At 41.2% G+C, this 11592-nt stretch carries 9 protein-coding genes; all 9 read right to left on the bottom strand.

The annotated features are described in order from the left end of the window. The 9 genes from I6N96_RS04535 to I6N96_RS04495 all read right to left on the bottom strand — a co-directional run bounded on the left by I6N96_RS04535 (position 1) and on the right by I6N96_RS04495 (position 11588). Entirely contained in the window at positions 1-1485 is a 1485-nt protein-coding gene (locus I6N96_RS04535; RefSeq protein WP_209556328.1) for an ABC transporter permease, read from the bottom strand. Between the two features lie 341 nt (positions 1486-1826). Further along, positions 1827-2384, bottom strand: coding sequence for a ribosome recycling factor (gene frr, locus I6N96_RS04530; protein WP_209556327.1), 558 nt, complete (start codon positions 2382-2384; stop codon positions 1827-1829). Position 2385: 1 nt separating this feature from the next. Further along, positions 2386-3108, bottom strand: coding sequence for a UMP kinase (pyrH, locus tag I6N96_RS04525; protein ID WP_209556326.1), 723 nt, complete (start codon positions 3106-3108; stop codon positions 2386-2388). 334 nt (positions 3109-3442) lie between these two features. After that, complete coding sequence (tsf, locus tag I6N96_RS04520; protein WP_209556325.1) at positions 3443-4324, bottom strand: translation elongation factor Ts; 882 nt, start codon at positions 4322-4324, stop codon at positions 3443-3445. A 128-nt stretch (positions 4325-4452) separates the two neighbouring features. After that, entirely contained in the window at positions 4453-5244 is a 792-nt protein-coding gene (gene rpsB, locus I6N96_RS04515) for a 30S ribosomal protein S2 (RefSeq protein ID WP_209556324.1), read from the bottom strand. A 257-nt stretch (positions 5245-5501) separates the two neighbouring features. Then, entirely contained in the window at positions 5502-6887 is a 1386-nt protein-coding gene (locus I6N96_RS04510) for a glycoside hydrolase family 1 protein (RefSeq protein ID WP_209556323.1), read from the bottom strand. Positions 6888-6892: 5 nt separating this feature from the next. Continuing rightward, the gene (locus I6N96_RS04505) at positions 6893-8230 is read right to left on the bottom strand and encodes an alpha-L-fucosidase (protein ID WP_209556322.1); all 1338 of its coding nucleotides are present in this window, start codon (positions 8228-8230) and stop codon (positions 6893-6895) included. A 27-nt stretch (positions 8231-8257) separates the two neighbouring features. Beyond that, complete coding sequence (locus I6N96_RS04500) at positions 8258-9253, bottom strand: LacI family DNA-binding transcriptional regulator (RefSeq protein WP_209556321.1); 996 nt, start codon at positions 9251-9253, stop codon at positions 8258-8260. Positions 9254-9272: 19 nt separating this feature from the next. Beyond that, the gene (locus tag I6N96_RS04495) at positions 9273-11588 is read right to left on the bottom strand and encodes a glycoside hydrolase family 3 N-terminal domain-containing protein (RefSeq protein WP_209556320.1); all 2316 of its coding nucleotides are present in this window, start codon (positions 11586-11588) and stop codon (positions 9273-9275) included. Positions 11589-11592 lie beyond the last annotated feature (4 nt).

The raw sequence follows: 11592 nt of genomic DNA, 5'->3' as shown, positions 1-11592 counted from the left end.
CTACATCATGATTTTTTTCGGATTCAGTCGAACAATATACAGAAGCGGTACAATAGCAGAAAGCAGTGTTGTTGCCAAGCCTACCACTAAATAAGTCACAACATATCCTAAAGAGAATTCGACTTTATAAGAATTCATGATATCCGCAGTCGTCAAATCAGAAACACCTAGAGATGATCCTGCATAATACATCATATCCATTGAATCATTTGCTGTAGTCAAAATATCACTATTCAACAGCGAATCGGAAACAATTTTTCCAAGGAAGTTCCCGCTGATCAATGATAGAACCAATGCAATTCCGCTGATCAATACCATCTCAATGATGATTTGTCCCATTACGTGGCCTCTCTTATCACCTAAAGACAGATAAATTCCCAGCTCGTGTTTACGATCACGCATGAACAATAGAACAACCAGAGAAATAATCAACAACGCAGCTGCTACAGCAATCGTAACAACATAGCCTGAAATTTTAGAAAGGCTGTTCATGCTTCCGCCAATTTGGTCATATTGATCTGTTGATGCCTTCACTGCGTACAATGGGGGAAGAAGTGGTTCCGTTTCCTCTTTGAAGGCTTCAACATCATCCACGCTGTTCAATACATAGACAGGTGTATAATATTCATAGGTTTCCTCTTCCAAACCAGACTCTGCCATTGATTCAGCATAGGTTGGCGATTCTTCCATGTATTTATCTGAGAATGCTTTGTCATTTTCAATAACGACTTTATTCGGTAAGTAAATCGTATTCATCTGCTCCATTGACATATACTGCTGCTGGTCCATCGCCATACTGTTCGAGTCTTCATCTGAGCTGTCCTTCATCTCAACCGTTACCGGTTCAAATATCCCGATGATCTCTACAGGGATATCCATTTTAAACAATTCTTTTGTTTCTCCGCTTTCGGTATAGTCATTGGCAACGCGGTCGATGATCATCTGATCCCCTACTGATAAACCATTTGCTTCAGCAACCCCTGTTGAAATCAAAGCAACATTTTTTCCGTTGTCAATATCGTCCTGTGTAAAGACTGTCCCATCCGTAATCTTGATATTCTTTTCTTCAACGTCAAGGATTTTAGGGTAGTTTGAGCCTTTCAAATTAAAGCCGCTGCTGCCGTACATATTTTCCTCGTCCATCGAAGCTGTTTTCAAGCTCTTTGTTTCAGCCCAAGAAACAGAGTTATAATCATAGTACTTAACATAAGGAGATTCTCCGATTGTTTTGATCTTCTCTTCTGTAAGATTCTCAATAACAAGATCTGCTTCCATGAATTTATCCTGATTATTTTCATAATCCAGTTCTATAGTAGCCATACCGCCGAGTTGGCTTTTAACATTCTTTTCAACATTTTGAGTTGACTGCTGAATAGCAATTGCCCCAGCAATGACGTTTCCTAAAATAAAAATAACAGAAAACAAAATAATTGATTTCCCTTTTTTTCTGGCTACACTCAACAGAGCCCGTTTTATAAAATTCACAATTTCATCTCCTTGTATTAGATATTTTCCATTTACCCTTCATTATTCCATAATCAAAGACGACTTACAATGCTTTTTCTCAATTAATCCGGCAAAAAGAAACGGAAAAATATAAAGTCCTGAAAAAATAAAAACAATACATTGATCAATTATCTTTTATCATAGAAACAAGATAGAATAATAACAAAAATAAAACTTCGCATAAAATTATAACAGACAAAAAGAAATAAATAAATATGTAAACATGATGGATACTTTTAAAAAAACTGACTGAAACACAGCACATAGGCTCCATTTCAGTCAGTATAGTTTCTTTTAATATAATACGCAGATAACCAGACTTAAACGTCTAATAATTCTTTTTCTTTATCTGCTGTGATTTGATCAATGTTTTTCACACTATCATCAGTGATTTTTTGGACATCTTTTTCAAGATTTCTTAGATCATCTTCAGTAATGTCGCCATTTTTTTGCTGCTTCTTCAAATCATCCATCGCATCACGACGAATGTTTCTCACAGCAACCTTTGCATTTTCAGCTTCTTTCTTTACGTCTTTCGTTAATTCTCTACGACGTTCTTCTGTCAGCTGTGGAATCACCAAACGAATAACATTTCCATCATTGGTTGGACTGATACCGATATCGCTTGATTGAAGTGCTTTTTCGATATCTCCGATTGAATTTTTGTCAAAAGGCGTGATCATTAAGATACGTGCTTCCGGAATCGTGATACTTGCCAATTGATTGACTGGTGTAGGTGCACCGTAATATTCTACAGTGATACGATCAAGCAGGCTTGCATTGGCTCTGCCGGCACGGATTTGTCCCAGCTCACGCTGTAGATTTTGTTCTGCTTTTTCCATTTTTTCTTGTGCAGTTGCTAATGTTGCTTTAGACATATTATTTCCCCCTAACAGTTGTTCCGATATTTTCGCCAAGGCATGCTCGACGAATATTTCCAGGTTCATTCAGGTTAAAGACAAGTAATGGAATATCGTTATCCATGCTCAATGAGCTGGCTGTAGAATCCATGACCTGTAATCCCTTAGAAATGACATCTAAATGAGTCAGTTCATCAAATTTCACAGCAGTAGCATCCAGCTTCGGATCAGCAGAATATACACCATCAACGTTGTTTTTCGCCATCAGGATCACATCTGCATCAATTTCAGCTGCACGAAGCGCTGCTGTCGTGTCTGTTGAGAAATAAGGGTTTCCAGTACCGCCAGCGAAAATAACAACGCGGCCTTTTTCAAGGTGACGCTCTGCTCTTCTACGAATGTACGGTTCAGCAATTTGACGCATTTCGATAGATGTTTGAACACGTGTCGGTACACCTAAATTTTCTAAAGTATCCTGTAAAGCCAGTGCATTCATCACTGTAGCAAGCATGCCCATGTAGTCCGCTTGCGCTCTTTCCATACCCATTTGAGCACCAATCTGTCCACGCCAGATATTACCGCCTCCGACAACTATAGCCATCTCGATGCCAAGTTCGTGTACTTCTTTGATTTCTTCGACGATTTCTTTGATAACTGGAGGTTTGATGCCAAATCCATCATCTCCGGCTAACGCCTCACCACTCAATTTCAATACTACACGTTGATATTTAGGTTTTACCATCTTGTCTTTTCCCTCCACCATTTCTCTATAGCCATTTTATCATAAGATGACTGTTCTTTCAGGTAATTCTTTGACATTGCTTAAAAGAGATCGGTACAAAAGCAGGTTGCTCCGAGAATTAAGCCGGAATATACGAAAATGGTTTCCCTTGTTTTCGGTATATTTCGGCTTAATTTCAAAAGAGCAGCTTTTGTGCCGCTGTTTCCTCGTAGTTAGAGGGCAGGACAATTTTCATTTCAATTGTTGTCCTACCCTCACGGAGCTGACACAGAAACGATTCACTTCAAATAGTTAAGAAGAAACTGCTTCGGCATCAGCCGTTGATTCAGTTGAATTATTTTTTCATTTGACTCATTACTTCGTCAGCAAAGTTATCTTCACGTTTCTCGATTCCTTCTCCAACTTCAAAGCGTACGAAATATTTCACTGTGCCGCCTTTAGAAGCAACGAATTTCGCAACTGTCATATCCGGATCTTTAACGAATGGTTGATCCACTAAAGAAATTTCAGCTTTGAATTTATTCAAACGACCGACAACCATTTTGTCAACGATGTTTGCTGGTTTGCCTTCGTTCAATGCTTGCTCAGTAAGAACTGATTTTTCATGTTCTAATTCTTCTTGAGGGATTTGAGATTCATCAACATAGCGAGGGTTGATTGCAGCAATATGCATTGCAACATCTTTCGCAGCGTCTTCATCAGTTGTTCCATCAAGAACAGTTAATACAGCAATACGTCCGCCCATGTGCAAGTAAGCACCGAAAGCAGCGTTGTCAGCTTTTTCAACTAATTCAAAACGACGGAAGTTGATTCTTTCTCCGATAACAGTTTGAGCTTCGATCAATTCAGTTTCGATCGTACCTTTTTCTGTTTTAAGAGCCATTGCTTCTTCCATAGAAGCAGGTTTGTTTGTTGCAACTTCTTTTGCAATGTTCTTAACAAGGTCTTGGAACATTTCATTTTTAGAAACGAAGTCAGTTTCTGAGTTGATTTCTACAATTGCTGCAAAGTTGCCAGCTACCGCTACGTTTGCCAAGCCTTCAGCAGCAATACGGTCATTTTTCTTACCAGCTTTTGCCATTCCTTTTTCACGTAGATAGTCAACAGCTTTGTCCATATCGCCTTCTACTTCTACCAACGCTCTTTTTGCGTCCATCATGCCGACACCGGTCATGTCACGTAATTGTTTTACTAATTTTGCTGAAATATCTGCCATTTTTCTATGTCCTCCTCAAAGTGATTGTCTCAATTGTTAAAAAAAGCTATCCCAAAGGAGCATCAGGCTTTATCGCCCAGCCCTTGAGACAGCTCCGTTCATTTATTCGTTTATCATGTTATTTCGTATTATTCTGCAGCGCCTTCGTTAGTACCTTCAACAACTTCAACGATTTCTTCGATTGATGTTGCTTCTTCAGGAGCTTGCTCAACGAACATTTCCTCAACAGCTTGATCTTCCCCTTGGTTTCCTTCGATGAAAGCATCAGCCATTTTAGCTGTGATTAATTTAACGGCACGAATCGCATCGTCATTTGATGGGATCACTACATCGATCTCATCAGGATCACAGTTTGTATCAACCATCGCTACGATTGGGATGTTCAATTTATGTGCTTCTTGAACAGCAATACGTTCTTTACGAGGGTCAACAATGTACATTACGTCTGGAACTCTAGGCATATCAGCGATACCGCCCAAGAATTTTTCAAGACGTTCACGTTGTTTGTTCAAACCAACGACTTCTTTTTTAGGAAGAACGTCAAAAGTTCCGTCTTCTTCCATTCTATTGATATCTTTCAAACGTTTGATACGTTTTTGGATTGTATCCCAGTTAGTCAATGTTCCACCTAACCAACGGTGGTTTACAAAGTATTGACCCGCACGGATAGCTTCATCTTTGATTGCTTCCTGTGCTTGCTTTTTAGTACCTACGAACAAAGCAACGCCGCCTTCTTCAGCAACATTCTTCATGTAATCGTAAGCTGCATCTACCAATTTCACTGTTTTTTGCAAATCAATGATGTAGATTCCGTTTCTTTCTGTGAAGATGTATTTTTTCATCTTCGGGTTCCAGCGACGTGTTTGGTGTCCAAAGTGTACGCCGGCTTCAAGTAATTGTTTCATAGAAATTACTGCCATGATTTTGTTTCCTCCAATTTGGTTTTTTTGTTTCCTCTCCTGTTCTCTTCTTTATAAAGAACCGTAAACGGCACCACTTTATAAATCAAACCAGGATGTGGATTTAGCGCTGAAAAGCAGCACCTTTGATAGTATACAACAGATATCCGGCAAACGCAAGATAGCAGCGAAGAATTTATTTACCTTTTGCTTCTATAATTAGAAACCGTACAGACAACCGCCTATCATGCAGTTGTCTGTACGGTTCCGCCACTCATTTACTTATCAGAAAAACCATGTTGCTCTATCAACGTTTTATACCACAAGCCGCTTTTCTTCAAGGTGCGCTTAAAGTTGTTCTCGATATCTACACGGTAAAAGCCGTAACGGTTACGATAGCCGTTAAGCCACGACCAACAGTCCACAAAGGTCCAAGTGTGATAACCGAAGCAGTTGCTTCCCTCTTGGATTCCTTTATGCAGCTCGCGTAAATGCTCTTTTATAAAATCAATTCGATACTCATCTTGAATCATCCCATTTTCATCCCTGAATCGTTCTTCTTCAGCAACACCCATGCCGTTTTCAGAAACATACCAAGGAATATTGCCATACTGTTCTTTCATCATCATTGCAACATCGAATAATGCTTCAGGATAAATCTCCCAGCCTCGATACGGATTGATCCGCTTATCTGGTTTATCATATGGAACATAGAAATCAGATGGCATTTCAGCTGGAACATGAGATATTTCAGGAGCTTGAACCCTTCGAGGCTGATAGTAATTCAACCCAATAAAATCAACTGTATTCTCTTGAATAAGCAGCCTATCTTGCTTTTCTGTTATTGGAGCCAGACCGTTTTCCTTAATAACATCAATCAGCTTGCCCGGAATTTCCCCATGAACTACAGGATCAAGAAAGCTATTCGTATTGAACAAGTCTGCCAGCTCTTTTGCCTTGAGATCTTCTTCTGACTGGCTTTTCGGATAGGCAGGAGAGATATTGAGAATAAGTCCGATTTTTCCTTCTTCAATTTGCAGTTTTCTAAATTCTTCCACCGCTCGTACATGTGCCATCAAGGTATGATAGCCTACTTGAACAGCCCTTTTAAAATCCACGATTGCAGGATAATGATAGCCATATAGATACCCACATTCAATGTGGACCAACGGCTCATTGAATGTTGTCCAATATTTGACTGTATCACCGAACAATTCAAAAGCAGTTTTCGCATAAAAAGCAAACGCTTCTACAGACTCTCGTGTTTCCCAGCCGCCCTTTTCCATCAGCCACCACGGAAGATCAAAATGAAATAGGTTAATGATCGGCTCAACACCATTTGCCTTAAGCTCAGCAAAATACGACTGATAAAATGCCGCTCCCTCCGGATTGATTGTACGACCATCCGGCAATAGACGCGTCCATGCAATAGAAGTTCTATAGGAATTCATCCCTAGTTCCTTCATTCGTTGGATATCCTCATGGTACATTTCGTAAACATTCGAGGTGTCCTTTGGTCCTTGATGCTCATGGAACTTCTTCGGTGCCAGCTTGAACCATTCATCCCAAGTAGATGCTGATTTACCATTTTCCAAGCTGTGTCCTTCAGTCTGCGGTGCAGATGCTGCTGCTCCCCATAAAAATGCTTTTGAGAATTCTCTCATTTCTGTTATCCCTCTGTTTCTATCTGAATTTCGATTCCGGTAACAAATTCCTGTCGGTCTTTCTCTGTCAGATGAATCATTCCATCCTGAATCGAATACATATGATTTGTTTTTATGTTTTTGATGCTCAAGCTTCCAGTCGGGATTTCCAATTCTTTTAGTGACAATGCCAGAATAGGATCCATAGTGACATTAAAATGGAAACCATAGATTTTCTCTTCTTTTTTAGTGAAATACCAATTATTGGTTTGCGGAACTGAATAACTGCGTGTTCCATAAATTCCTTCGCCATAAATGGCAAGCCAGCTGCCTAATTGCTCCATTAACTCAAGGGCTTGCGATGGCAGTGTACCGTCTGGCTTAGGACCAATCCCTAAAAGAAGGTTTCCACCCTTCGCCGTTATCTGAATCAGCAATGTTAGAATTTCCTCAAAGGATTTATAGGTGTCATTAGGAACATATCCCCAATTTTTTGCAAGTGGAATATTACTTTCCCAAACCTTGTTGGGCAGCTCGTCAGGAACTTTTCTTTCCGGTGTTACATAATTTTCATAGACACCGCCGACCGTACGATCGACTACAATCAATTGCGGCTGACTTTCCCGCAGCTTAGGAATGATTCCATCCATATCCAGATACTCATGATTTGCTGTATTTACCCAGCCGGCATCCAACCAAAGAATATCCATTTTGCCATATCTCGTACACAGCTCCTCCAACTGATTGAAGACAAACTTTTGATAACCATGCCATGTTTTGGGTTGTTCCAATGGGTCATAGCTGGCATACCGTCCTTTGGGTCTACTCTTCGGTGTCCAATATAATGGGCTAGCCCAATCTGCTTTAGAATAGTAGATTCCTGTGGCCATGCCTTCCTGTTGAAACGCTTTTGCTGCCTCACCGAAAATATCCCTTCGGCTGTTTCCATGAAAAGGACAGCTATTCGCAGTTATCTTATAATCAGAATACTGAGTATCATACATATTAAAGCCGTCATGATGCTTTGTCGTAAAGAGCATATACTTGAAGCCGGCAGTCTTGCATTGCGCTGCCCATTTTTCAGGACAGAATTTTTGCGGATCAAATACCTCATTCAGCTGCCAATAATCTTGTCTCAGCTGCTCGAAATTTTCACGCCATGGTTGTTTTCTTGCCCATGTATCCTCTTCAGAAAGCTGCCAGGATTCAACAATGCCGGCAACCGCGTATAACCCCCAGTGAAAAATAACCCCTAATTTATCATCTTGGAACTTCTCCAACTGCTCTTTGACCTTTTCAGGAAGCGTGCTGTATGCCTCCTGTTGCGTTTGGAGATTCTCTTCAATATCCTGTCTGATTTTCATGTACCATTCACCCTTGTGTTGTCTGATTTATCGTTTAGCGATCGAGTCTCGCCATAAAATTTCATTTTTGACTACAAGCTGTTGTCCTTCTATATCTGTTTTTTCTTTGATTCGTTGAAGAATGCGGTTGGCTGTCAGCTGACCAAACTCAGCAACAGGCTGTTTGATGACTGTCAACTTCGGATGAAAGACATCACTGGCCTCAAAATAATCGTAGCTGGCGAAGGAAATATCCGCACCGATTTTCAACTCGTGTTTATAGATTGCCTCCAACGCACCTAAAGACATATTGTAGTTACAGACAAACACAGCTGTCACATCTCCTAAAGAAAACAGCTGCTCCATGCATTGATACCCGCTGTTTCTTGAATAGTCTCCATAAACGATGTATTGCTCATCCAAGGTCTTATCTGACTTTTTAAATGCATCATAGATTCCGCTCAAACGCTCCTTCGCTACATAATCGATTTGCGGTGCAGCAATGAAGCCCACCTTCTGATGCCCTTGATTGAAAATCTGCTGCACAAGATCACATGTGCTTTGACGATTGTTTAATAGAATCGAATCAACATTTGGAAAATCCAATGGCGTGATTGCTGAAACCACTGGAATATCTAAATCCTTGATTTTCCCAATCCCTTGCCAACTTTCTTCTGCGCCAAATACGATCAGTCCATCGACGCCTCGTGATAAAAGAAAATCAAGTTTGCGTTCGATTTGTGTCGCATCGTCCCGATAGCCGGAGAGAAGTGTGCCGTAGCCTTCCTGTTCAAAGACATCCTCGATTGTGGCCACTACAGAAGAGCTGAAATGACTTTGCATATTGTTCATCAACAAACCGATGGAAAAACTTTGATTGCTTTTCAGCCCTTTTGCCCATAAGTTTTCTGTATAATCGAGCTTCTCGATTGCCAGTTGAATGCGTGACATATTTTCAGGTCGCAGTGTATGCCCGTTCAAATATCTGGATACACTTCCCACTGAAACCTTCGCTTCCTTTGCTACTTCCTGTATTGTGGCCACCCGTTGTTCCTCCTTGAGGTCAGTTGTCCTTCAAACAAACTGACTGTTCTAAATGCTCTACTTTGATCGTTAGCTGTTCCGTCAGCTCAAAGTAGGCGTGAGCACTGAAATACTTCAGCTCATCAAACCCTAACTCAAAACATACTTGCTTTGTCTGCTTTGGTTCGATCTCAATTTTTTCAAAACCTCGAAGCAGCTTCTTTCGCTGAATGACATCTCCGCCTTTCAGTTTGACAAAGAGTAGAATCGCTTCTTTTACTTTTCGCTTCCCGATATTTTTCACGTTTACCTCTACCTGCAGCTTCTCTCCTTGCTTCACCTTCTGTTTCGTGATATCAGGATTCAGGATAGTCATCTTCTGATAGTCAAGCGTTGTATAGCTTGTCCCAGTTCCAAAAGAAAAGAGCGGTGCACCTGATAAATCATAATAATCTTCATTCATCGCAATAGCCCGTTGATAGTAGTAAACAGGAAGCTGACCGCTGCTTCGAGGGTAGCTGATACTCAGCTTACCGCTTGGATTGACTTCTCCAGCTAAAATCTGTGCCAAAGCAGGTCCGCCTTCTTGTCCTGGATACCAAGCAGTAATAACCGCTGCTGATTTCTGACAAACGATGTCTATTTCATGAGGTCTGCCTTGGATCATGATCGTCACGATCGGCTTCCCAAGTTTACTCAAACGCTCCAACAATGCCAGCTGTCGCCCGCCTAAAGCAAGTGAAGCAACATCAACATTTTCCCCGGAGTCCATATTAACTCCTTTAGAAGACACAGCACCATTGGCAAAAAATTCCATGTCAAAGTTTCTAGCGCTGGAGCCGCCAAGTACAAGAATAATTTTATCACTTTTTTCAGCTAGCTCAACAGCCTTTTCCATAAGAGGTTCTTGATTCTTTTCATCTCGTATGTCACAGCCTTGAGCGTAGGCTGCTTTGGAATGAACAAATTGTTTTTTTATGCTTGCAAATATCGTACGTTCCAATGCTTCATCTGTCTGGGGTGCAGTATAATCACCCAACTGGTTGTATAATGCGTGCCCATTTGGCCCAATGACTGCCAAATTTTCGCCGCAATCATCTAGCGGAAGGATTCCTTCATTTTTCAGTAAAGTCATGCTTTCTGCGGCCATCTGATGATTTGCCTGCTGATAGCTGTACACTTTTTCTTTATAGGATGCTTCTGGTTTTTCTGTATATGGGCGATCAAATAGCCCGAGCATGAATTTCACACTTAGTATTCTATAAACCGCTTCGTCTAAATGATTCTGTTGAATGATTCCCTTTTCTACACCACTGCCGACTGTTAAATAAGTGGTATCCCAAAGGCTCAAGTCGATTCCGGCCTGTAACGCTCTTCCGGCAGAATGTTCATTCGATCCATAGATTGGTGCCAATCGATCTAAAGCAGTTCCATCAGCCATTACGATCCCTTGATAGCCGATTTCCTGACGCAGCAGCTTTTGAAACAGCAGTTCATTGGTATGACAGGGAATACCATCGATATCATTGTATGCTGCCATGATCCCTACCGCGTTTTTCGCACTCTTCAGCAATGGGTGGTAAATTTCCATAAACTCACGCTCACCAAGATTCACTGCTCCCGAATTATGACCGCCAAGAGCATCTCCTTGGGCAACACAGTGCTTCAAAACAACACCTATCTGCTCAGGTCTTCTGCCAATTTCTTCAACTGTCTGTTGGGCAACTAGCTGACGATCGTTGATCATCTCTCCTTGAAAACCTGAAATGATTGAGTGATTGAAGGCAGCAGCCAGATAAGGATCTTCTCCATAACACTCTTCTGTCCGTCCCCAGCGTGGATCACGACTCAAATCCAAGGAAGAAACAAGTGCCAGATGAACCCCCTTCATCGCAAGCTCCTCTGCCATATGTCGAGAAGTATCTTCAATCAACTGACAGTTGAAGGAATTACCTCTGCCGATATTCGTCGGATAAGAGATACTGCCAAGCCCTTGGTGCCCATGTGGACACTCCTCTGCCAGCAAAACAGGGATACCCAATCTCGAATGGTTGATTACATAATCCTGAATCTCATTTGCCAGTTTCCAGCTATCCTCTGCAGGAATACCCGTCACATGATTTACCTTTGACCACGGATCAGCTCTGAACAGCCCGTATAAAGCTCCCATGCCTTTTCCCCAGCGCACGTGATCTTTGAAATAATCAGTTAAATGAATGGTCCCTTGTTGTTTCTCATATGTTTTCCACCCATATAGATGCTGATTGACTTGACCAGCTTTTTCCTCCAAGGTCATTCGACCTAACAGATCCTTCACTCGCTCATGAATCGTCTTTTCAGGATTTTTATAACTCATCTTC

The sequence above is a fragment of the Enterococcus larvae genome (assembly GCF_017830045.1).
In the GTDB taxonomy this organism is placed as follows: Bacteria; Bacillota; Bacilli; order Lactobacillales; family Enterococcaceae; genus Enterococcus_L; species Enterococcus_L larvae.
The sequence above is the reverse complement of the archived record's forward strand: the minus strand, read 5'-3'. Positions and strand labels throughout refer to the sequence as shown.